Below are 24,859 nucleotides of genomic sequence, written 5' to 3'. Positions count from 1 at the left end.
CCCTTTTTATTGGAACGACGCCGATGACTGCTCGCGCAGAGAACGCGGGCGCATGTCGATCCAGTGCTCGTTGATGTAATCCAGACAGACCTGACGTTCGCCACGCATCCCGGCCGCGTTCCAGCCGCTGGCCATCGGCTTGCCCGCCGGCCACAGGGAATACTGACCCTGAGCGTTGATCACCACATCGAATTGCTGCTGTGCGTCATTCATGTCGTCTCTCCTGTTGAACGGGATTGCAGGGTTGTCAGATGCACGACCAACCCTTCGGCAAACTGGTGGAACAGCGCACGCCGCTGCTCGTCGGTCTGAGCGCAAGCCCAGACAAACACCCGCACCGACGTACCGCAGACCTGCGCGTACGTGTCAGCATCGTCAGCCGCAAAGGCCCGGGCGGAGATTTCAGCATTGGCGGCGGCATGAGCCTGGGCGAACGCCGTGGCACTGGCCTCGGTATTCAATTGCGCGTAATACGCTGCGAACGCCTCGGCATCGCCGAAGTGCTCGGCGATCATGGCGGTGTTGCTCGGCGCGAGACCGTAAGTCATCGCGCTGGCATGGGCCTGGGCGTATGCCGCGTCGTAGGCATAGGCCCGTCGATACAGCGCCAGCAAAACCGGTTTGAGCGTGGCGCGCCACTCGCCCAGGCGTGCGCCCACGCCAAGTGCCGCCCGATGATGCAGGCTTTGCAAAGCGAGCAGCGCTGGCCGATGCTCCGACAGCGCCTCGCACAGCACCGGCAGAACCACCTCGGCTTGCCAACGATGAATCAGCCGAAGCGACGGCGTTTCGTCGAGCCTGCAAATCCGCTTGCACAAGACCTCGGGCTGGCCGTCGCACAGCACCTGCGACAAGGCAGACAACCAGTCAGGCATCGAAATCATTTCCTTCATATCGACGCCTCCTGCGCGCCGATCACCTCGGCCAGCATCCGCGCCCAGTGCCCCGCCACAATGCCGTAGTGATCGGTGTCCAGCCGCTGCCAGCTCTGCAACTGCGGGAGCAGTGCCCGCCAGTGGCGTTGCAGGTCGTCCAGACTCCAGGCATCGCCCAGACCATAGGGGTTAGCGCGTCCGGCGATAAACATCCGCACCGGTGTAGCCGCCAATGCTGGCGGCTGGAAGTCGACCATGCTGCTCATGTTGTTGCGGCAGCACACCGTCAGCCGTTGCAGGTAAGCCTGACGGTCTTCGGACATCGCCTGCCCTTCGACGTCGGGCCAGCGCTGGGCGAACTCTCGCTGGAACACCTGCTCGATGGTCCGCTCGTCGATACCGGCCAGTTCCGCTCCGGCATCCGGTGCGGGCGGGTCGATCAGGTACAGCAGCGGTTGCCTGAAGCCTTCAGCCTGCGCCTGCTGACACAGTGCCTGCGCCACCCAGGCCCCGAACGACCAGCCCGCCAGGCGCCAGGCGCAACCGTCCGGGAGGTGGGCCTTGATCGCCTGCAGATACCACCGGGCCCGCTCGACAATGCTGATGTTCGGTAGCGCCGGCAGACGCAACGCAGGGTCCGCAATCACGCACACCCCCAGATCTGCAGGCAACGCTGAAACCAGTTCCCGATAGGCCTGAACATCTCCGCCCACCGGGTGAATCAGGTACAGCCAGTCGCGCCCGACGCCGGCATGCCACTGATCGACCCGCACCGCGTCGTTCCAGTCGTGCGGCGCGTGCGCTGAAGCCTCTGCCGTGGAATCTGCCACCAGCCCCAACACCTCGCTCAGGCTGACCTTGTGGCTGAACTGCGACAACTGAAACACCTCACCCGTGGCCGCTTGCAGCTCGTCGATCAGGTCCAGCAACGTCAGCGAATCCGCACCCAGGTCGTACAGCGAATCATCGTCTTCCAGATCCGTCACACCGAGCCATTTGCACAGGCACTCACGCAAGCGCACCGAAAGATCCACGCCTTGGGGCACCGCAACCGCCGCGGCCACGACGCCATGGCGAACCGGATAGAAGCGCCGCGCCGTGTCGATACCGGTGGTGGAAACCAGCAATTGCGGCAATTGCGTCGCCATCGCCAGATCGAACACCCGCCCCCCCTCTTCGGCCGACAAGCCGACCGTCAGATGCTCCTGATGCGCAGCGTCTCCGCCATTGTGGGTCGTGGCCATGCCGATGTCGCGCCAGATGTCCCAGTTGATCCCCAGACGCAGGCAAGCATTGGCCGTGTCCGGACGGTAATGCGCGAAGCCGTCGAGCACACCGCTGGCTGCTGAATAATCCAGATGCCCCGCGCCGCCGAACAGCGCCGACATTGATGAGCAGTACAGGACGAAACCCGGCGAAAGCTGTTCGATCAGGCTTTCGACCGCGAGCATGCCGCGAGTCTTGGCAGCCATCGCCTCGGCCATCTGCCGGGCGTCGCGATGGCGAATCAGACTGCCTGCACCGACACCTGCTGCGTGGATCACCCCGCTCAGGCAACCGTAGCGTCGGGCCAGTTGATCGAGTACCTGCGGCCAGCGCGACAGGTCAGCGATGTCCGCCTGAACACAGTCGATTCGCGGCGCATAAGCCGTGAGATTTGCAGGCAACTGTCCCTGACGCGAGAGCAACACCACACGCCGCCCAGGCGCTAGCAGCAGGTGTTCGCACAGGGTGCGACCGATCCCGCCGGTGCCGCCCAGCACCAGAAACGTGCCGTCCTCCGGCAACAGGCTGGGTGTTGTGGTCGGGCCCGGTAATGGGTGAGCGATCAACCGTGGCTGCCACAGGTAACCGTCGCGCACCGCCATCCGCCGAGGCAATCCCGCCGGATCGCCAAGCAGCGCCGCCAGTTCCTCGGCCTGACTATCAAGGTGCGGCGACGGCCAGTCCAGCCAGTGGCAACGCACCGGGTATTCCTGGGGCACCACTTCGCAGACCCCGGCCAGTGCCGCCAGCTCGGGACGCTGTACTTCGCCGTCCACCGGACACGCCTGCCACGACATCAACCACAACCGCAGGCGTGTCGTGCGTGCGATGTGCCCCCAGGCCTGCATCAGCGCGCTGATCGTGTCCAGACAGGCCCACTGCGCCAGATCCAGCGACTGCTCGTTGACCGCGCCTGACACAGCCAGCGGCAAGGTGTGCAGCCAGTCGAGCTCGCCGAGGGACGCTTCGGCCACTTCACCGAGTAATCGGCTCAGGGCTTCGGTATCCAGCGGGTCCAGCTCGAAACGGTCCGCACCGAGTTGCTTGAAGCCATTGCCCGCGCGCACTTGAACCACACGTCGATAAACCGTTCGCAGATGTTCCAGCAATGCCGCGCCGGGTGCTTCATGGCTGCAAAGAATGACCGTTTCTCGTGCGCCGCTCAGTGTCTTTGCGTTCAGGCGTTGGGCACGCATCCACTGCCGCTGGTGAAACCACTGCGCCAGCGGTTGGCGCTCGATACCTGCCGAAACGGGGGCAACGATTTCGGCAGTGGGTTGAAAGCGATACGTCTGAAGATCGAACGACGCTGGCGGCAAGTCCCAGGGTGGCGGTGCCGAGCGCTGCGGCCACTGGATATGGGCGCCTTCGTACCAGGCCTCCAGCAATGCCTGCGGTGAATGATCACGGGCGATCAGTTGTACACCCGGCGTGGTGATTTCCTTGACCGTTGTCGGCTGCAAAGGAATGTCGTCACCCGGCTGGCAAACCATCGCAAAGCGCCAGCGCAATTGGGGTCGACCTGACTGCAAGTGCCGCAGCAACGCGGTGCGCTGCTCCGGATGCGCTTGCAGGTGTTCGCGGATCGCTGCGATATCGCGCAGCAATTCGGATCGGCTTTGGGCCGAAACCATCAGCAGTGGCAGCGTTTCCTCGGTCACTTCCTGCGCTTTGGGTGCAGCGCCGACAATCACATGAGCGTTGGTCCCACCAATCCCGAAACTGCTGACCCCGGCCAGACGCCGACGCCCTTCCGGCCATGGTCTGGACGTGGTAGGCACGTAGAACGGCGAATGCTCCAGATCGATCTGCGGATTGATCCGGCCAAACCCGAGGTTCGGTGGCAGCACGCCGTGGAATACCGCGAGACTGGCGCGAATCAGCCCGACCACCCCCGCCGCCGCGCCCAAGTGGCCTATCTGGCTCTTCACCGAGGCCAATGCGCAATGGCCGGCCGGCGCATCGCCGAAGGCCTGGGTCAGCGCCGCGACTTCGATCGGATCGCCCAGCAAGGTGCCGGTGCCGTGGGCCTCGATGTAGCCGATGTCGGCACCGGTCAACCCGGCCCGGTTCAAGGCATCGCGGATGACCGCGCTTTGCCCGGCCACCGACGGCGCGGTGTAACTCATCTTGGCCCGGCCATCGTTGTTCAGTGCCGAGCCTTCGAGCAACGCATAGATCCGGTCGCCATCGGCCCGCGCCCTGGCCAATGGCTTGAGCACCACCACGCCATAACCACTGGCGCCGATGGTCCCGCTGGCATCGTCGCTGAACGGGCGACACAAACCATCGGCGGAAAAGATGTGCTGCGAACGGTGACGATAGCCATCGGTCAGGGTCGGGTCGATCAGCACACCCGCCGCGAGCATCACGTCACTGTCGCCCTGACGCAGCATCGAACTGGCCAGGTGTACGGCGATCAGCGAACTGCCGCACGCCGCCTGCACACTCAGGGCCGGGCCATTGAGGTCCAGGTAGTACGCCGCCTTGGTCGCCAGAAAGTCCTTGTCGTGGTGCAGCGCCATCTGGAAACCGTCCGGCAGATCGCCTTGCGCGGTGTCGCGCAGCATCTGCTGGAAGTACGTGGTTTCGCCGCAACTGGCGATCAGGCCGATGCGCGGGCCGTCCGCGGACGGGACGATGGCCGCGTGCTGCAGGGCCTGCACACAGCCCATGAGTAGATGCCGCTGTTGCGGGTCCATCAGGCGCGCTTCCTGGCGGCTGATGCCGAAGTACTCGGGATCGAAGTCGAGCATGCCGGCCAGTTGGCTGCGGGCGCCGACCAGACCTTCTTCGGCGGTAAAGTGCTCGATGCCCAGCCCATTGCCTTGCACCATCGCCCAGAACTCGGACAGGTTCTGCGCCCCGGCCACATTGACCGACATGCCGATGATCGCCATCGGCTGGTGACCTGAATCGGTTTGCCTTACGCGCTCCGCCGCTGCCACCGGCGCTGTCGACAGATGCGCCGCCAGGCGCCGAATCGTGACGTGTTCGAACAGATCGGCCATCGTCACCTTGTGCGGCAGCTCTTCGGCGTAACGGCCATGCAAACGCATCAGGCCGAGGCTGGTGGCGCCGGCCTCGAAGAAGGTCTGCTCCGGCTCGATGTCGCGGCCGATCACGGCCTGGAACAACTCGCTCAGTTGCCGTTCCAGTGCGGTCAATTGCACGACCGGCCGGGGCGTGCTGCGCCGTTCCAGCGCCTCGCCCAGAGCCGGCAAGGCCTTGCGGTCGATCTTGCCGCTGGGGGTGCGTGGCCAGACATCGATCCGCCGATATTCATCGATCCGCACATGGGCCGGCAGCAGCCGCGCGACCTGACGATCCAGCAGTTGCGAGGTCGCAGGCTCGCCTTCGAGTTGCAGCCACGCTGTCAGTCGCGGTGGCTCAGCCTGAACCGCCACCACCGCGCTGATCACCTCAGGCACCTGCATCAGCGCCGCCTCGATCTGCCCCAGTTCCAGACGATGACCGCTGAGTTTGATCTGCTGGTCGTCACGTCCCAGGTAATGCAGACAGCCGTGAGCGTCGGCCCACGCCAAATCGCCGGTGCGATAGTACAAACAGCCGTCTGCCAACTCGACAAACCGCGTAGCGTTCAGCGCAGGATCAGCCAGGTAGCAACGGGCAACCATCGGTCCGGCCACCAGCAGATAGCCGCGACTGCCGACCGGCACCGGGCGATCGTGTTCATCGACCAGCAGCAATCGGGCGCTGCCGACGGCATGGCCGATCGGCGCGCGCAACGGCCAGTCCCGCGCCACGGGCGGCAGGCGCAAGGCGCTGACCACGTGGGTTTCGGTCGGGCCGTAGTGATTGAACAATGAAGCTTGCGGCATGCCGCCGAACCAGTTGCGCAACGCCTCGGTACAAAGCAGCTGTTCCCCGGCGGTGATCACTTCGCGCAATGCCGACGGGTAGATTCCGCGAACCACAGCGGTTTGCGCCAGGTACTGCAACGCCACGTACGGCAGGAACAGGCGCTCGACCCGACCCTCGACCATATAGCCCAGCAACGCCTCGGCATCCTGACGCCAGCGCGGTGTGATCAGGTGATAACAACCGCCGCCACACAGGGTGCTGAAAATCTCCTGAAACGACACATCAAACGACAGCATGGAGAATTGCAAGGTCACCGCTTTCGCCGGCAACTGCCCCTCGGTGCGCTGCCATTGCAGCAGATTGCACAGGGTCCGTTCCGACACTTGTACACCTTTCGGTGTGCCGGTCGAGCCAGAGGTGAACAGCGTGTACAGCGGCCGCTCACCAGCGTGGCGTGGACGCTCGAATGTCCCTGCATCGGCGCGCAGGTCAACCCGGTGCATGGCGAATCGCCCCGCGTTCAGCTCCTCCAGCGCCGCTTCGGTCGCATCGCTGAACAGCACACAATGCGGCTGCGCCTGTTCCAGCACCTGACGCTGGATCGCCACCGGATAAGCGGGATCCAGCGGCACAGCGGTCAGGTTGAGTTTGGCCAGCGCCAGCAAGGCGACGATATGTTCCACCGAGGCATCGAGGAACAGCACCACATGCAGCGGCGCGTTTGCGGCCGGCAACGGATGACGCGAGATCAGATTTGCCGCCAGAGCATTGGCCAGCGCATTCAGTTCGCTATAGGTGAGGCGCTGCTGGCCCTGAACCAGCGCAACCGCCTCAGGCGTGCAATGCACCTGATGCTCGAACCCGTCCGCCAGTGTGTTGAACGGTAACGCGATTCGAGGGCCCTCGCTGGCCGGTGGCAGGCTGCGTCGATACGGCTCCAGCAAATCGTTGAGGTTCGCCGCCGGGGTTTCCAACAGCAGGTCAAGGCCTCGGCGAAACAGTGCGTTCACCGCCCGCATCTGTTCGCCATCGAAATAGCTGCACTGATATTCCCACCAGCACTCCAGTTGCGAACCACTGCCCACCATCAGCAAGGTCAGCGGGCACTTGGCGTGCAAGAGTTCGTTGAATTCCAGCGTGGCGCGCAGGCTCGAGTCCGCCAGTGCCGCGTAATCAGTGTTTTCCAGCACGAACATGAAATCGAACAGCAAGGGGCTCGATGACAGCCGCAGGTCTTCCACCAGATCCGCCAGTGCCACGTCCTGCAACGCCAGCACTTCGCGCACGCTGGCGATCTGCTTGCGCATCTGCTCGCTCAGGGTCAATGCCTGTTCGACGGCGGTGGGGATCAGCACAGTGTTGGCAAACATGCCGACCGTGTCTTCGAACTCCGCCAGCGGCCGGTTGGACACCGGGCTGGCGATCCGTGGCCGCTCGCATCCGGTCAGGGCGTACAGGCTCCAGGCGAAGACACTGAACAGCACTTCGAAACGGGTCAGTCGCTGTTGCGTGCAAAAGCGTTCGAGGGCGGCGCTGCGCAGGGTGCCCAAGGGTTCTCGGTGCAACCGGGCGTCCGGGCTGATTTCGCGCATTGGCATCAATGCAGGCGACGGTTCTTCCTGACGGCGATACAACTCGGCCAAGGCCCGGCGCTGGTCACGGTAATGTGGATCGACGCTCCACTGGCGCTGCCACTGGCCAAACTCCAGCGTCGTCAATCGGCCCGCCGGTTGCGGGCTGTCGCGGCCTTGCAGGACATCGGTGTAAAGCTGATTCAGGTCGGCGAACAGCAGGTTCACCGACCAGCCATCGACGATGATGTGATGCAGGTTCAGCAACAGCCGGCAGCTGCCATCGGCGAACGGCAACAGCCAGGCCTGAAACAGGTTGGGGGTGGTCAGGTCGAACGGCGCGGCGAACACCAGCTCGGCGAAGGCCTGCCAGTTGTCCTCGTTGAAATGCCCAACCGCGAAGGTTCGACAGACCGGACCCTGTTCGGCGATTACCTGATCGAGTCCATCACCACCGGTTGCAAAAGCCGTGCGCAACCCCGGATGGCGTAGCACCAGACGCCCCACGGCCTCGGCCAGTGCCGCGACATCGACACCTGCCGCCAGATGCAGAATCAGCGGCACGCTGTAAGCGGTCGAGGTCGGCGAACGTTGCTGCAACAGCCACAGGCGGCGCTGTTCGGCGGTGGCTGGCAAGCGTTTTGCGCGACTGATCGGAGGCGCAGGTGGGTAGATCGACTCGCAGTTCGTTTCACCGGTCAGTTGTTCGGCCAATGACGAGAAAGGCTCGTTGAGCAACGTGTCGAGCGCGATCTCGCGCTGCCAGCGAACACGGATCGCCGAACGCAGGCGCATGGCCTTGAGCGAATCGCCGCCGCTGCCCAGCCAGTCATCCTGGGCACTGAGGGACGGTTGGCCGAGCAGCGAACGGGCCTGACCCAACAACCAGTCCAGCGCCGGTGAAGCGTTGACGTTTTCCATCGTCGCCAAGACTGGATGCCACGGATTCAGCGGTTGGGCCAGCAAGCTGTCGCGATCGATCTTGCCATTGGCCGTCAGCGGCAGGCGCTCCAGCAGGAACAGTTGATGCGGGCGCATATACGGCGCCAATTGCGCCCGCAGATGGGTTTCAAGTGCGTGATAGTCGAGGTTCCCGCGAGGCACGATGAATGCCAGCAACTGATGATCCTCCGCCGCCTGGCGCCGGGTGCAGACGTACACCTGCGCCACGCCCGGATGCTCCAGCATCCGTTGCTCCACCTCCCCCGGCTCGATCCGGAAACCACGGATCTTCACTTGCCGGTCGACCCGCCCCAGGTACTCGATCAAGCCTTCGGCGTTGCGCCGCACCAGATCACCGGTGCGGTAATGCACCGACGCGCCACCGTCGAAGTCGGGCAAACGGACGAACTGACGGGCGGTTTCTTCTGGCCGGTTGCGATAGCCACGGGCGACACCGCTGCCGCTCAAATACAGTTCGCCCACCTCGCCCGCCGGCACCGGCCGTTGCTGCTCGTCCAACACCTGCACGCCAGTGTCCGGCAGCGGTCGGCCAATGGGCACCGAGTCGCCGGCAAAGTCGCGACTGATCGGCCAGCACAGGGCAAACGTGGTGCATTCGGTGGGCCCATAGACATTGAAGATCCGGCAGCGGCTCTCGGGGTTGGCCCGGTACCACGCACGCACGGCTGCGGCGCTGATCTGCTCGCCGCCGATCAGCACCTGACGCACGCTGGAAAAGCACGACGGCCATTCGGCGATCAAGGTGTTGAACAGCGACACCGTCATGAACAGGCTGTCGACCTGCGTCCGCTCCAGCACCTCGGCCAGCCGACGCGCATCCAGCACGTCCTCGTCGGCGATCATCACGCAGCAGCCGCCGTTGAGCAGCGGCGCCCACAGCTCGAAACTGCACGCATCGAACGCCGGGTTGGACAGGCAGGCAAACCGGTCCGCCGGACGAATCTCGATATAGCCATCGGTGTGCGCCAGACGCAGCAAGCCGCGCTCGCCGACCTCGACTGCTTTCGGCATGCCGGTGGTGCCCGAGGTGTAGAACAGGAACATCACCTCGGCACAATCTTCGGCCAGTGTTTGCGGCGGAGCATCCGGTTGATCGAGCAAGTCCTCGACACGGGTTTGCCACAATGAAGACGACCACAACGGCTCTTCGCCCAAGGTAACAAGGCCGACACACGCCGCATCTGCCAACATCAATTCGCGGCGTTTACGCGGGCTGGCCCGATCCAGCGGCACCACCACTGCGCCGACTTTCAGCGCGCCAAGGATCGCCGCCAGCCATTGCCATGAACGCGGCATGCACAACGCCAGCGACTGGCCGGGCTTGATGCCACGCGCCAGCAACCCTCGGGCGATGCGCTCGCTGGCGCTGGCCAGTTCCGTGTAACTCAGGGTTACCGATCCGTCGATGACGGCCGCAGCCTTCGGATCACGCTGCACTTGCTCGGCAAAGCGTGCGAGCAAAGTCAGGTCATTGGACGCACTCATCATTTCGCCTCCTGCGCGGTGAAGCGTTGCAGCTCCCGACGGATGATCTGCGAAACCCGATGGATTTCCGCGCTTTCGAGCATGTCCCAGTGCCCGCCACTGACCAGTTTCGCCAGATAGCCGCTACCCGCGCGGCGACGCCAGAATCCGCGCAGTTCATGCAACTGATGGCGGCTGAAGTCTTCCCGTGCCTGAATCAGCACAACACGCCCGGCTCGCGGCGCGCACTCATAAGCGGCCATGGCCAGTCGGTTGTGGTTGTAGATGTTGAAGTAGCGTTCGACCTGCTCGTCTTCAATGCCGGGGTACATGCCGTTGAAGCGCACCAGTTTGTCGCGGAACTCGGCCATGTCCACGGTGCCGATCTGCTCGCGGAAACCCGGATCGTCGCTGCCCTGGGTGTCGAGCAGCACCACCGTCACCTGACGATGCCCGGCCGCCGTCAATCGCCGCGCCATTTCATAGGCCACCAGGCCGCCGAACGACAACCCGGTAAGGATCAGCGGTTGCTGTGTCAGCGGTTCGATCTGGTGCAAGTAAGCCTCGGCCATCGCTTCGACCGTCGGCTCGGTGCTCTCCCCCGGATTCAGTCCCGGCGATTGCACCCCGTACACGCCGGCTTCATCCGGCAGCACCTTGGCCAGCGACAGGTAACAGAACGCCGTGCCGCCCGCCGGGTGGATGCACACCACGTTGCTGTACCCCTCACCTCGACGGAACTCGATCAGATTGCCCTGCGCAACAGCAGGGCTGGCCCCGACCCGCAGCCAGCCGCCCAGTGCCTCGATGGTCGGGTAGCTGAGCACCACGCGCACCGGCATTTCAACCGCGAACACCTGGCTGATTTCATGGGCCATCTTGATCGCGGCGATGGAGGTACCGCCGACATTGAAGAAGTTGTCGCGGATGCCGATCTGCGGCACCAGCAACAGGCGTTTCCAGATCTGGTACAGCGTCAGTTCAATGTGATCGCGCGGGCTGCTCAGATTGACCTGACGATTGACCATTTCCTCGTCCGCCAGCGCTGTCAACGCGGCACGGTCGACCTTGCCATTGGCGGTCAGCGGCAAGGCATCGAGCCACAGATAACTGCCGGGAACGACCGCACGGGGCAGCGTCGTCGCCAGATGGGCTTGTACCGCCGCCTGGTCCATCGATTCGGCGACCACACAACAGGCCACCAGTCGCTGATCCTGCGCCGCTTCGCCGACCATCAACACCACGGCGCTGCGGATACCGGGAAACGCTTCGAGCCGGGATTCGATCTCGCCCAGCTCCAGGCGCACACCGCGCAACTTGACCTGAAAGTCGTTGCGACCCAGAAATTCCAGCTGACCGTCCGGGCGATAACGCGCCAGATCGCCGCTGCGATAGAGCCGGTCTCCCGCGACAAACGGGTTGTCGATAAAGCGCTCGGCACTGAGCTGCGCCAGCCCCAGATAACCCCGGGCCACGCCCACGCCGCCAATATGCAGATGCCCGGTCACGCCCACCGGCACCGGCTGGTCGCGGTCATCAAACACGTAAAAACGGTTGTTGGAAATCGGCCGACCGATCGGCAGTTGCCGGGCCGGTACCTCGGCGCCGGGCTCCAGGGTCCAGATGCTGTTGATCACCGTGGTTTCGGTCGGGCCGTAGACGTTGTGCAGCCGCGCATGGGACAGACGCTCCTGAAAGCGCCGGGCCAGGGCCGGCGGCAGTTCACCGCCGCCGCTGAACACATCGGTCAGCGAAGCGCACTGACTGACCTCCTCGACCTCCAGAAACAGCTGCAACATCGCCGGCACGAACACCAGCGCCGTGACCTGCTGCTCGCGCACCTCGCGGGCCAGATACGCCGGCTCGTAATGCCCACCGGGCTTCGCAATCACCAGCCTTCCGCCGGTTGCCAGCGGCCAGAACGTCTCCCACGCCGAAGCATCGAAACCGAACGGGATCTTGTGCAGCATCGCTCCCGCTTCACCGCAGACCTGCAAGCACCACAACAGCAGGTTGCTCAGCCCACGGTGGGCAACCATCGCACCCTTGGGCAAACCGGTGGTGCCCGAGGTGTAGATCACGTAAGCGAGATGGTCAGGGGTGACGCCGACACTGCGTGGATCGAGGTTGTCCGCCGGCAACGACGCCCAGCTCGCGGCATCTTTTTCGAGGTCGAGAATCGGCGCTTCCCAGGTCGAGTCTTGCACAGCCTGGCGCAAAATCCCGTGCGCCGAACCGAGGGTCAGCAGCACCGCCGGTGTGCTGTCGCCGAGCATATGGCTCAGGCGTCCCAGCGGGTAATCCGGATCCAGCGGCACGTAGGCGCCGCCGGCCTTGAGCACCGCCAGCAGCGCCACCGGCAACTCCAGCGAACGCTCGATACACACCGCCACGCGCACGTCCGGACCGACGCCCAAGGTGCGCAAATGCCGCGCCAGTTGGTTGGCGCGGGCATTGAGTTCGGCGTAGCTCAAGGATTCGCCCTCGAATACCACCGCGCAGGCCTGAGGGTTGCTCGCGGCCTGCGCTTCGACCAGTTGATGCACACAGGGCGCCGCTTGCGTCAGCGGCGCGGCGCGGTTGAAGTCCACAAGCACTTGCTGACGCTCGGCCTCATTCATCAACGGCAAGGCATTGATCGGTTGCTTGGCATCAGCGGCGATATTTTCGAGCAGATGATGGTAGTGCCCGCTCAGGCGTTTGATGGTCTCGACGTCATAGAGGTCGGTGTTGTATTCCACCAACAGGTCCAGCCGCCCTTCCCGTTCGACCCACTCGAACGCCAGATCGAACTTGGCCGTGGCATTGCTGGTGCCATACGGCGCCAGTTCCAGACCGGGCATCTGCACCGCGTTGCCCGGCGTGTTCTGCAACACCAGCATCACCTGGAACAACGGCGAATGGCCGGGATCACGTTGCGGGTTGACGGCTTCGACCACGCGGTCGAACGGCACGTCCTGATGGGCGTGGACGTCGAGCATCTGCCCGCGTACTTCGCGCAGCAATTCGGCGAAGGTCTGTTGTGGATTCAGGCGCTGGCGCAGCACCAGCGTGTTGACGAAATGGCCGATCAGCGGCTCGACTTCCGGGCGATTGCGGTTGGCGAACGGCGTGCCAATGCACAAGTCCTGCTGGCCGCTGTGGCGCCACAGCAGCACCGCCAAAGCGCCCAGCAACACGTTGAACAGCGTGCCCTGAGTCTGCCGGGCCAGCGCCGTGAGTTCACGCAAGGTGCCGCCATCGACGGAGGAACTGAACGTGGCGCCGACATAACGCTGCACCAGCGGCCGCGGCCGGTCGGCGGGCAAGGTCGACAACAGCGGCGCGTCTTCCAGGGTGCGACGCCAGTAATCGAGCTGAGCGTCCAGCACCGCACCGCCCATTCGCTGTTGCTGCCAGCAGGCGTAGTCGGCGTATTGCACCGGCAACGGAGCCAGGCTCGGCGCTTCTCCGCGCAGATAATCGCCATACAGCGTCGCGACTTCATGCAGGATCACGCCCATCGACCAGCCATCGGCGATGATGTGGTGCACGCTGTACAGCCACAGGTATTCGTCGTCGGCCAGGCGCAGTAACGACGCGCGAAGCAACGGCCCGGTGGCCAGGTCGAACGGTGCCCGGGCATCCTGTTCGACGGCGAATCGCACTTGTTGCTCGCGCTCATCGACTGACAACTGGCGCACATCCGTTACCGACAACGACAGCGGCATCGACGGGTGCACCACCTGACGCGGTTCTCCGTCCACGCTGCAAAACGTCGTGCGCAGGACTTCATGGCGGGCAACCAATTCGTTGAGCGCCCGCTCCAGCAGCGCCACGTCCAGCCGCCCCTTGAGCATCACCGCCGTGGGCACGTTGTAGAACGGGTTGCCGGGTTCCAGTTGATCGAGAAACCACAATTGCCGCTGCGAGAATGACAACGGCCAGGATGCGTGCTCGCCGGCACGACGGGGAATCACCGCGTCATCGTGCCTGCCGAGCAAGGCGATCAGTTCCTGTTTGTGACGCTTGAGCGCCTGGGTCAGTTCTTCGGTGAGAAACCCGCGCGGCGCCTTGCAGCGCAGCCTGTCACCGTCCACTTCGAGCATCACGCCATGGCGAGCGAACAACGCCAGCAATTGATCGGCATTCATACTTCGAACTCCTCCATGTCTTCGTCGTCCAGGCTGGCGGACGCAGGCTCGATGGCAAACGCCTCGACCGGCGCGCGGTGTTGTTCATCGGCCGTGCGCAGCCCGCCGATCATCGAGTAGATCAATTCATGGTCCGGCCCGAGGTCGAACAGCGTCGTCAGTTGCTGTTCCTCGACCGAGCCGATGCCGCACAGACCCAGGCCGTGCTCGACGGCGGTCATGCTCAGCAACTGCGCCATGGCCCCGCTTTCGATGTGGCAGAAGTCGCGGCTGCGCTCGCCATACAGCGGGCGGATCGCGGCCATGTCGGCGATGAAGAACAGCGAGAACGCAGCGTTCTCGTACACCGGACGGTTGACGAAATAGTCGTAGGTGTCCGGGTCTAGTAATCCGCTCTGGAGCGCCAGCAAACGGTGCTGACGCGGATCGTAGTAATACGCGCCACCGGGCACGCCGAGCACGCGATCCGCTTTGATGTAGAGGTAGGCCTGAATCGGGTACAGCCCGCCCGCCGACGGGAACTGGTATTTCACCTCGCCGTCGAGTTGCCCCTGGGCCAGTGCCGCCAGTACGTGCGCGAAGGCCTGGGTGGCGATCGGCTGCAGAGCGTATTGGCGCACCGAGCGGTAATCGCTCAGACGCCGGACAAAGGCCGGATCTTGCGGCAGGTCCAGCGCCAGCGCCGGCAGGGTTTCCGCGAACGCGCGGCGACCGCGTTGCTCAGCCTTGAACTGCGCCCGTTGCTGTGGATCTTCGATGATGTCCTGCACGGGCTCCGGGGCCTGCTGAACATTGCCGAGCAGATCCTGCCGCGCCCGGTTCTGGCGGTACATGCCAAGCAGATGCAGCAACGTCGGCTGGGCCAGCAGTTGCGCCACGTGCGGGCGGAACTGCAAGGCACCAGACAAGGCGTTGCTGATCCGCACGATATCGATCGAGGTCGCGCCGAGGTTCAGCAGGTTGGCGTTGGCGGCGATGGATTCGCGCTTGAGCACACCCTGCACGATTTCCACCAGCCGCTGCTCCTGCGAGCCCTCGACTTCCAGCGCCGGTCCCTGTTCCTTGATCTGCTCAGGTTCCGGCAGGCGCTTCTTGTCGACCTTGCCGTTGGACGACAACGGCCACGCCTCGACGAACGTGAACGACGCCGGAATCATGTAGGCCGGTAGCTTGTCGCTCAGGTACGCGCTGAAATCGCTGGCCTGCAACGCCGGGTCGGCCTTGAGCACGTAGCCCGCCAGACGCTTTTCGCCCAGCGTGCTGCCCAAAATCCGCACCACCGCGCTCTGCACCCCGGGGTGGCGGTTGAGCGCGGCTTCGATTTCGCCCAGCTCGATGCGATAACCCTGGACCTTGACCTGATTGTCTTCGCGGCCGAGGAATTCGATATTGCCGTCGGGCAGCAAACGCCCCAGGTCACCGGTGCGATACAGCCGTTCGCCGGTCAGTGGATGGTCAAAAAAGCTGCCCGCGCTGAGTGTTTCATCGCGCCAGTAACCTTTCGCCAGACCGATGCCGCCGATGTACAACTGCCCCGCGACCCAGGCTGGTCGCACTTGCAGTGCTTCGTCCAGCACGTAGAAGCGCTGATGATCGAGAGCCTTGCCGTAGGGAATGCTGCGCCACGCCGGGTCGACGTGCTGCACCGGATAGCAGATCGACCAGATCGACGCTTCGGTGGCGCCGCCCAGGCTGATCAACTGCAAGTCCGGCTGCAAGGCCCAGGCCCGCTCGGGCAAGGTCAATGGAATCCAGTCGCCGGACAACATCGCTACCCGCAGGCTGACAGGCAACGCACCGCCCTCGCCCTCCACGTATTCGACCAGCATGCCGAGCAGCGCCGGCACCGAGTTCCACAGGCTGACCCGATGACGTTCGATCAACGCCAGCCAGTGCGCCGGATCGAGTGACAGTTGCGGCTCGAGGAGCACCACCGCAGCACCCACCGCCAACGTGCCGAAGAAGTCGTAGACCGACAGGTCGAAACTCAGCGAGGAGATCGCCAATACGCGGTCGTTCGGGCCGACGGCAAAGCGCCGGTTGATGTCGAGCAGCGTGTTGACCGCACCGCGATGGTCGATCACCACGCCTTTCGGCTGGCCGGTGGAGCCGGAGGTGTAGATCACGTAAGCGAGGTCGCTTTCGTTCACCTGCACCGGTTGCAGTGGCAGTCCATCGTTTGAGATTTCATCGGTCACCGCGATGGCCGTGACCTGTGCCGGCCATTCGATCTTGTCGAGCAGCACCGGTTGGGTCAGGGCCAGACTCGCCTCCGCCCGTTCCAGAATATGCCGCAGCCGCTCCGCCGGCTGGGTCGGCTCGATGGGCAGATAAGCGCCGCCGGCATACAGAATCGCCAGAGTCGCGACCACTTGTTCCCAACCGCGCTCCATCACCACCGCGACCAACCGGTTCGGCAGTACGCCCTGCGCTTGCAGTCGGGCGCCGAGTTGGCGGGCCTCTTTGCGCAACTGGGCGTACGTCAGCTGTCGCGTGCCGATCACCGCCAGTGCATCCGGCGTGGCGAGGGCCTGACGTTCGAACAGCTCGTGCATCAACGGCAGCGTTTGCTGATGGTCGACCGGCGCCGGCAACCGCGCCTGCGGTAGCAGTTGTGGGGTGTTCGCGCCCCAGGCTGTCGGCTCGCAGAGGCTGTCGAGCAGTGTGTTATAGGCGACGAACATTTGCTCGATCATGCCTTGCGGGAACAGCTCGTCGATGCTGTCCCAGTTGAACAACAGGCGCCCTTCCAGCTCCAGCAACGTGTGGTCGAGCCACACCTGCGGGGTCTGGGTGATGCTGTGCATGTGCCGGGCGTTCAACGCGTCGGCCAGGTTGAATTCGGCCAGTTCCGGCGCCGCTTCCGACAGCGTGCTGTTGAACACGATCGGCATCGCCGTCTGCTGCACGCCCCGGGCCTGGGACAATTCGCGCAGTACCCGTACCCCGCTGACCACCGAATGGTCGATGTCACGCCACAGTTGCGCCTGCACCGCTCGGGCCTTGTCGGTGAAGCTCTGTGAACCGTCGATGCCGACTTCCAGCAGTACCAGCGAGGTGAAGTCGCCGATGATTTCGTCGACATCCGGGTGCAACGGCATGCGGTTGAACAGCGGCAGGCTCAGGGTGAAGCGCGGCGTGCGGCTCCACAGCGCCAGCACTTCACTGAACGCGGTCAGCAGCATCACCGACGGCGTCACCGCAAACTGTTTGGCCACGGCTTTGAGTTGCGCCCACTGCGCCGCCGACATGTCGCGGTCGCGACGGGTGAAGTGCGGGTTGGTGATGCTTTCGGGTTGGCGCACCAGCGGAAGATCCGGCGCCGGGGCCAGAGTAGTCACTCGTTCGCGCCAGTAACCCAGCGCCTGCTCGTAGCGGCGGCCGTTGCGCAGTTGCTGTTCGGCCAGCACGTAGTCGCGGAAAGTCAGGCCCGGTTCCGCCAACTCCAGGGTCGGATCGGCGTAGAACGCCATCAGTTCGCGGGCGAGAATCTGCGTGCTCGCAGCGTCGACAATCAGCGCATCGAGACTGATGTGCAAATGAGTGATGCCGTCATCTAGCAACGACAGGCTGAACTCGAACAGCGGCCAGCGACTGGCGTCCAGCACCTGATGGGACTGGCGTTCGCGGGTTGCCTCAAGGGTGCGTTGCGCCTCTTCGGCGGGCAACCCGCGCAGGTCGCTGCGGGGCATGCGATAGGTCGGCACCTGCGCCAGCACCTGTTGGGTGCCGTCGCTGAGGAACACCACGCGCAGCATGTCGTGGCGCAGGATCATGCGGTTCAACGCCTGCTCGAAGCGTTCGGCGTCGAACCCGGGAATGCGCAGTTCTTCATAGCCGTGGGCGCTGACGCCGCCGAGGCTGACCGTGGCCTCGCGACCAAACCAGTAGGCTTGCTGGATATCGGTCAGGGGGAATGGTTCATGCCGATTGCCGCGATCCGGCTCGATCTGGATGAACGCCGGTTCAACACTTTGATCATCACGCAACACCTGCGCTGCCAGATCCAGCAACACCGGCGTCTGGAACAGGCTGCTCAGGGACAACTGCGCTCCCATTCGCTGGTTGATCGCGTAGATCATCCGTGTAGCCAGCAGCGAGTGGCCGCCGAGGTCGAAGAAGTTGTCGTGAATGCCGACCCGCTCGCACTTGAGCACTTCGGCCCAGATCTCGGCCATTTGCCGTTCGGTGTCGTTGCGCGGCGCCTCGTAAGTCGCCCCGGCGCTGCGTTCCGGCGCCGGCAGCGCCTGGCGATCGAGCTTGCCGTTGCGGGTCAGCGGCAATTGCGAGAGCCGGACCCAGGCGCTCGGGATCATGTGTTCGGGTAACTGGCGTTGCAGTTCGGCACGCAGGGATTCGCTGGTCGCGGAGCCGACCACATAGGCCACCAGGCGCTTGTCCCCGACCACGTCTTCACGCAGCAGCACGGCGGCTTCCTGCACGCCGGGTTGTTGATGCAACAGGCTGTCGATCTCGCCGAGTTCGATGCGGAAACCGCGCAGTTTGACCTGTTGGTCGATGCGTCCCAGGTACTGCACGTTGCCGTCGGCCTGGAATTTCGCGAGGTCGCCGCTGCGGTACATCCGCGCGCCCGGCTCGGCACTGAACGGGTCCGGCAGGAAGCATTCGGCGGTCAGGTCCGGGCGGTTCAGGTACCCCCGGGCCAGACAGGCGCCGGCGATGTACAACTCGCCCGCCACGCCGACCGGCACCGGATTCAAATGCTCGTCCAGCACGTAGAGCCGCGCGTTGGCGATGGGACGGCCGATGGGCGGCGCGTCCGGCCAGGAATCGACCTCGTTGCAGTCAAGGCTGAACTGGCTGACCACATGGGTTTCGGTCGGCCCGTACTGGTTGTGCAACTGCGCGCCGCCGAGCCCACGGACAAACCCGCGCAGCTCATCGTTGACTTGCAGGGCTTCACCGGCGGTGATGATCTCGCAACCACCGGCCGGCATCGGCGCATCGGCATCGGTCAGGCCGGCGAGTTGCTGCAACACCGCAAACGGCAGGAATGCCCGCTGCACGCCTTCGGCCACCAGGGTCGGGCGCAGCGCGGCGAGGTCCTTGCGGCTGTCTTCGGTCATCAGCAACAGGCTGCCGCCCTGGCAGAGGGTGCTGCAGATTTCCTGGAACGAGACGTCGAAGTTCAGCGAGGCGAATTGCAGCACGCGCAGTGGTGTCGTCGATTGATCGAGTTGCCAGGCAATCAGGTTATCCAGCGCACGACGGTTGTGGGCCACGCCTTTGGGTCGTCCGGTGGAGCCGGAGGTGTAGAGCACGTAGCCGAGGTTTTCCGGGCTCACCGTGACCTGCGGATCATCCGTTGGGTGTTGCGCCCATTGCGCTGCGTCAGTGTCCAGGCAGCAGATTTTCGCCTCGTTGGCGGGCAGCCCGGCCAACAGGCTCGACTGGGTCAGCAGCATGGTCGGCGCGGCATCGCTGAACATGAACGCCAGGCGTTCACTCGGGTAAGCCGGGTCGAACGGCACGTACGCCGCGCCGGCCTTGAGAATCGCCAACAGGCCGATGACCATTTGCGGCGAACGCTCCAGGCACAAACCGACGCGATGCTCGGGGCCGACGCCTTGCTCGATCAGGTAATGCGCGAGGCGGTTGGCAGCACGGTTCAGTTCGCCGTAACTCATTTGCTCACGGTCCGCGAGCAGCGCCACGGCGTCTGGATTTTGCCGGGCGAGGGTTTCAAAGCGCGCCACGCAACCGGGCAGTGACGCGGTATCCCGGGCAGTACGGTTCCAGTCATGAACGATCTGTTGGTGTTGCTCGGCACTCAGCAGCTTGATCCCGGCCAGCGACTGCTCGCTGTCCTCGACCATCTGCGCCAGCACCCGGCGCAGGTACTCGCCGAACTGCTCGACGGTACCGCGTTCGAACAGGCCCGAGGCGTATTCCAGACCACCGACGATCTGCCCGTCGCGCTCACTGAGCGCCAGTTGCAGATCGAACTTGGCCACGTGATGGCTGCTCTCGACCGGCGTAACGTCGAGCCCGCTCAGCAGCAGGTCGGAATCCTGATCCTGCTCCCAGGCAAACAACACTTGAAACAGCGGACTGTGGGACAGACTGCGCGGCGGATTGAGCAATTCCACCACTTGCTCGAACGGCAGGTCCTGATGCTCCTGAGCCTCCAGCGCCACTCGCCGCGCCTGTTGCAGCCATTGCGCCACCGAAGGCGTACCCGACTGAGTCATGCGCAGCGCGAGGGTGTTGACGAAGAAACCGATCAGCCCTTCCAGTTCCTGCTGCGGACGGTTAGCCGATGGCACGCCGATCACCACGTCACTTTGCCCCGACAGGCGCGACAGCAGCAGCGAAAAACCGGCCAGCAGATTCATGAACAGCGTGGTGCCTTGCTGCATGCCCAAGGCTTTCAGGCGTGCGGTCAGGGCGGCGTCGAAGACCAGCGGGACAAAACCGCCGAGGTAATCCTGCACGGGTGGACGCTTGTGATCGGTCGGCAATTCCAGCAGCACCGGCGCGCCCATCAGGGTTTCGCGCCAGTAACGGCTTTGCTGCTCCAGCACGTCGCCGGACAGCCATTGTTTCTGCCACACGGCGTAATCCACGTACTGCACGGGCAATGGCGGTAGCGGATCGTCGCGATCCAGCAACGCCGCTTCGTACAGCTGCCCCAGTTCCCGGGTCAGCACGCCCATCGACCAGCCATCGGAGATGATGTGATGCTGGGTCAGCAGCAAGACATGGTCATCCGCCGCCAGCCGCACCAGACTGACGCGCATCAACGGGCCGCGGCTCAGGTCGAACGGTCTGGCGCCCTCTTCGTCGATCAATCGAGTGAGACGCTCTTGAGCATCGTGCCCCTGCACGTCAGTCACCGTCAGCCGGATGCTGTGCGCCGGCGGCGAAACCCGTTGACGCCCTTCCCCTTCAACGGCGATGAACGTGGTGCGCAGCGCTGCATGGCGTGCCACCAGTTGATTGAAGCTGCGTTCTAGCGCCGCCACGTCCAGCGAACCGCGCAAACGCAGGTTCAACGGCATGTGATACGCCGCGTTGCCACCCTCCATTTGCGCCAGAAACCACAGGCGCTGCTGAGCAGACGACAACGTTTGCGCGCCCGAGCGTTCAAGGGTTGTGATGGCTGGACGAGCCGCCGCCTGACTGGCTTGCAGCCGTTCGGCGAACGCTGCCAGCACCGGCGCGGCGAACAGCGTCGAAGGCGCGACTTCAAGCTTCAGCGTATGGCGAACCTGCGCCAGCACGCGCATCACCAGCAGCGAGTGACCGCCGAGGGCGAAGAACTGATCCTGACGCCCGACCCGCTCGACGCCGAGCACGTCGGCCCAGATCGCGGCGAGCGCGGTTTCCAGCGGGCCCTGTGGCGCCTGGTATTGCTGCTGATCGAATGCCTCGACATTCGGAGCAGGCAGATTCGGGCGATCGACCTTGCCGTTGGGGGTCAGCGGCAGCGCATCCAGACGCACAAATGCCGTCGGCACCATGTAATCCGGCAGGCTGGTTTGCAGTTGTTCTCGCAGTGCGCGCGGGCTCAAAGTCGCGCCTGGTTTTTCGCAGTAATACGCGACCAGTCGAGGTCCACCGAGGCCGTCCTGACGCAGCAGCACCGCGCTTTCACGCACGCCCGCTATGTCCGCCAGCCGGGTTTCGATTTCCCCCAGTTCCAGACGCAGCCCGCGCAACTTGGCCTGGGAGTCGTTGCGGCCGAGGAACTCCAGTTGGCCGTCGGCCCGGTAACGCGCCAGATCCCCGGTTCGATACAAGCGCTCCCCCGCCACGAACGGGTTGTCGATGAAGCGTTCGGCAGTGAGTTGCGGCAGGTTCAGATATCCCCGCGCCACCCCGACGCCACCGATGTACAACTCGCCCGCGACACCTTCGGCAACGGGCTCGCCTTGCTCGTCGAGCAGGTAAATCCGGGTGTTGGGCAGTGCCCGGCCAATGGGCAACACCGCATCGATCCGGTTGCTTTCGGTGAGTTCAAAACAGGTGCTGTCGATGCTCGCTTCGGTCACACCATAGGCCTGGACGATCTGCACCCGCTCACCACAGAGCCTGCGCAATTGCCGTGCGCTGTGGGCGGTCCAGATGTCCGAGCCGCAGACCACGGTGCGCAGGAACGACAAGTCATGGCCGGTCTCTTCGACCCAGGCCAGCAAGGGATTGAGCAACGCCGGGACGAAGTCGGCAAAGCCTATCTGAGCTTCCCGCATCAGGCGATACAGGGCCGGTGGGTCCATCAAAGTGTCCCGGGGGCACAGCACCAGCGTGCCGCCAAACCCCAGCGCACGAATCAGGTCGGCGCTGAACACGTCGAAGGAAAACCCGGCCATTTGCAGGTGATTGACCGGCTCGCCCAAAGCATAAAGTTCTGCCCAGGCAGCGCTCACCGCGATCAGCCCGCGATGCTCGACCATCACGCCTTTCGGGGTGCCGGTCGAACCCGAGGTGTAGATCACGTAGGCCAGGTGACGGGGTGTCAGGTGTGTTGCGCAAGGTTCGGGATTGTCCGGTGACTGTGAAGCCCAATGCGTTGAATCGCCCAGATCGAGCACCGTCGGCGCCGTGGTCGATTGTTCAAGCGCAGCCAACAAAACCTGCCGCGCCTGACCATGGGTCAGCACCACCGGCGGCGCGCTGTCGGACAGCATGTGCGCCAGCCGGGCCTGCGGATACGCCGGGTCCAGCGGCACATAGGCGCCACCGGCCTTGAGCACCGCGAGCACACCGACCAGCATCTCCAGCGAATGCTCAAGACACAGCCCGACCCGCACGTCCGGCCCGACGCCGAGGCTGCGCAGGTGATGGGCCAAGCGGTTGGCGCGGGTGTTGAGATCGCGGTAATTGAGCGCCTCTTCCTGCCAACGTACGGCAATGGCCTCGGGGTTGCGCAGCACCTGTGCTTCAAACAGACCGTGCACACACAGATCGGTGTCGAACGGAATCGAGGATGAAACGTCGGGCTGCGCGGGATTCGTCCCACGCAAGGAAGTGTTGTCGAGCATCGGAGGCTACCGTCCATGACTACATTGTTTTTGTGATCAGGCAGGGACAGCACGCACCCTGCCAGTCAGGCCCCGGTATCAGGTACCGGTTCGGTCATTCGAATTCAGGAAGATGGCGCGGCACGCGCGTGCAGACTTGCGTTGCACACCGGCACACACAGGAAACCGGGGGGAGAAAGGCTGGCGAAGAACACCGCGGCGCGGTCCGCGCAGGCAGCTGGGGAGATGACAGAATCGTTGACGACATCCGTCGCCCTGTCCATTGCATCGTCGATTGCAAACCGCGTGATCAATTGAAACCTCGACTTCCATTTGAGGGTCAACGACGAGGAACAACCTGCGCGGTGGATGACAGCGCCAGGGTGGTCCCGATCGGCTGCGACTGCCGGGCCTGTGGGCACACGGCAATCTTCTGGCGCCGGGTTTGTGACCCGAAGCGCCGGCGGATAATAACCACGTTTTTTGTTAGGGAGGCAAACAAAATGTAGGAATTTTGCGAAATAAATATCGGACGTTTCCTACATGGTTGTGACGATGGCAAAGGGACAGAGGTGTCATAAATGCCGGGAATCCAGCCGCCGCTCCTGGCAAGCGCCGATTGTTGAAAACCCGCGCAGAATCAAGACTCGGCAAAGCAAAAGTCAGCGTGCGAAACGCGGCAGGCTTCAAGCGCTAACAAGCGCTAACAACGCATAACTGGCAGTCAATCGGGTGTGAAGGCAGGCTTGAATCTCACCGCTGAACGCCGGGCCACCTGCAAATCTTTTCGGCAGCCGCGCTCAGTCGAACGATGGTTTTGCGAGGGATCCGATCATGGCTGAAGGTTATCGCCACAATTGCCTGTGCGAGGCTGACCGGCTCGGCAACGACGAACTGTATGCCTTGGTCGCGGGGGCCGTCAGGCATGGCCGGGGTGAGGCGCAACAGCTGTTCGCGACGGTGACACCGTTACTCGTCGCCTTCTACGAAGGTCAGGTGCAGGCCGGGCGGATCCGTCTCGAAGACACCGGCAGCCTCGTTCAGCAAGCCTTCAGGGCGCTCTATCAGGAACAGGCCACCCATGACCCGAGCTTTCCGTTTCGCGCCTGGCTGATCGAGATCGCCCGCTCGACCCTGCTCGACAACCTGGGCCATCGCGATGCTGACGCCATGGCCACGGCCGACGCGCTGGCGGGTGCGCCTGCACGCGAATGTCATGAACCCACACGGGCCACATGAACCGCCCTCCACGCTGTGAAATGCTCTTCAGGGAATGCCCATGATCGATATCGAAAAAACCCTCTACTCCGCGCACACCTGCACCACGGGAGGTCGCGAGGGCACAGGACGCAGTGACGATGGCCGACTGGATCTCAAGCTTTCTCCACCGGGTGCGCCCGGCATCGGAACCAACCCCGAGCAATTGTTTGCCGTGTGCTGGTCAGCCTGTTTCCTCGGCTCACTGCGCCACGCCTGCAATGCGCGCAAGATCGTCTTTCCGGCCATGGCCGGGGTCGATGCTCAAATCGACCTGGTCCACGGCGAGCAAGGGTTCTTCTTGCAAGCGAAACTGGCGGTGTCACTGCCGCAGATCGAACCGCAAGTGGCGCAACAACTGATCGACGCGGCGCACCAGAACTGCCCCTACTCCAAGGCCACGCGCAACAACATCAAGGTCAGCATCACCCTCGCCTGATCTGTCCCCCGCCGACACCAAAACGCACCGTCTTCCAACCACACCTTCGTACTATCCGGCGACACCATGGTGCAATAGATCG

General features: G+C 63.9%; 7 protein-coding genes. 2 read left to right on the top strand and 5 right to left on the bottom strand.

The window, feature by feature from the left end; all coding sequences use genetic code 11:
- Positions 1-6: 6 nt before the first annotated feature.
- Genes ACSPX5_RS06700 through ACSPX5_RS06680 form a run of 5 tightly spaced genes read right to left on the bottom strand, consistent with a single transcriptional unit; the run spans position 7 to position 23,102 of the window.
- Complete coding sequence (locus ACSPX5_RS06700; protein ID WP_207867573.1) at positions 7-213, bottom strand: MbtH family protein; 207 nt, start codon at positions 211-213, stop codon at positions 7-9.
- Positions 210-893 (bottom strand): hypothetical protein, encoded by a 684-nt coding sequence (locus ACSPX5_RS06695; RefSeq protein WP_439821234.1) that lies wholly within the window; start codon positions 891-893, stop codon positions 210-212. The genes ACSPX5_RS06700 and ACSPX5_RS06695 overlap by 4 nt, the downstream gene beginning before the upstream one ends.
- Positions 890-9,988, bottom strand: a complete 9,099-nt coding sequence (locus ACSPX5_RS06690) for an amino acid adenylation domain-containing protein (protein ID WP_439821233.1) — start codon at positions 9,986-9,988, stop codon at positions 890-892. Before ACSPX5_RS06690 ends, ACSPX5_RS06695 begins: the two co-directional genes overlap by 4 nt.
- Positions 9,985-14,097: an amino acid adenylation domain-containing protein gene (locus ACSPX5_RS06685; RefSeq protein ID WP_439821232.1), complete on the bottom strand. Its 4,113-nt coding sequence runs from the start codon at positions 14,095-14,097 to the stop codon at positions 9,985-9,987. The genes ACSPX5_RS06690 and ACSPX5_RS06685 overlap by 4 nt, the downstream gene beginning before the upstream one ends.
- Positions 14,094-23,102 carry an amino acid adenylation domain-containing protein gene (locus ACSPX5_RS06680; RefSeq protein ID WP_439821231.1) on the bottom strand — a complete coding sequence of 3,003 codons (9,009 nt, stop codon included), beginning with the start codon at positions 23,100-23,102 and terminating at the stop codon, positions 14,094-14,096. Before ACSPX5_RS06680 ends, ACSPX5_RS06685 begins: the two co-directional genes overlap by 4 nt.
- A gap of 813 nt (positions 23,103-23,915) precedes the next feature.
- On the opposite strand from ACSPX5_RS06680, the gene ACSPX5_RS06675 reads away from it, so the two are divergent.
- Both ACSPX5_RS06675 and ACSPX5_RS06670 read left to right on the top strand, forming a co-directional pair.
- Complete coding sequence (locus ACSPX5_RS06675) at positions 23,916-24,320, top strand: hypothetical protein (protein ID WP_439821230.1); 405 nt, start codon at positions 23,916-23,918, stop codon at positions 24,318-24,320.
- Positions 24,321-24,360: 40 nt separating this feature from the next.
- A complete protein-coding gene (locus ACSPX5_RS06670) occupies positions 24,361-24,777 on the top strand; it encodes an organic hydroperoxide resistance protein (protein ID WP_207867563.1) in 417 nt (138 codons plus the stop codon).
- The last annotated feature ends 82 nt before the right edge of the window (positions 24,778-24,859 follow it).

Origin of the sequence: Pseudomonas sp. HLG18 (assembly GCF_051903985.1) — a bacterium.
GTDB classification, from domain to species: domain Bacteria; phylum Pseudomonadota; class Gammaproteobacteria; order Pseudomonadales; family Pseudomonadaceae; genus Aquipseudomonas; species Aquipseudomonas fluorescens_BT.
Note: the sequence above shows the minus strand (reverse complement) of the source record. Positions and strands in the feature narration are given on the sequence as shown.

Excerpts from the sequence above, each read along its gene's own strand:
- ACSPX5_RS06700 (WP_207867573.1), bottom strand. The coding sequence starts at position 213 with ATGAATGACGCACAGCAGCAATTCGATGTGGTGATCAACGCTCAGGGT.
- ACSPX5_RS06695 (WP_439821234.1), bottom strand. The coding sequence starts at position 893 with ATGAAGGAAATGATTTCGATGCCTGACTGGTTGTCTGCCTTGTCGCAG.
- ACSPX5_RS06690 (WP_439821233.1), bottom strand. The coding sequence starts at position 9,988 with ATGATGAGTGCGTCCAATGACCTGACTTTGCTCGCACGCTTTGCCGAG.
- ACSPX5_RS06685 (WP_439821232.1), bottom strand. The coding sequence starts at position 14,097 with ATGAATGCCGATCAATTGCTGGCGTTGTTCGCTCGCCATGGCGTGATG.
- ACSPX5_RS06680 (WP_439821231.1), bottom strand. The coding sequence starts at position 23,102 with ATGCTCGACAACACTTCCTTGCGTGGGACGAATCCCGCGCAGCCCGAC.
- ACSPX5_RS06675 (WP_439821230.1), top strand. The coding sequence starts at position 23,916 with ATGGCTGAAGGTTATCGCCACAATTGCCTGTGCGAGGCTGACCGGCTC.
- ACSPX5_RS06670 (WP_207867563.1), top strand. The coding sequence starts at position 24,361 with ATGATCGATATCGAAAAAACCCTCTACTCCGCGCACACCTGCACCACG.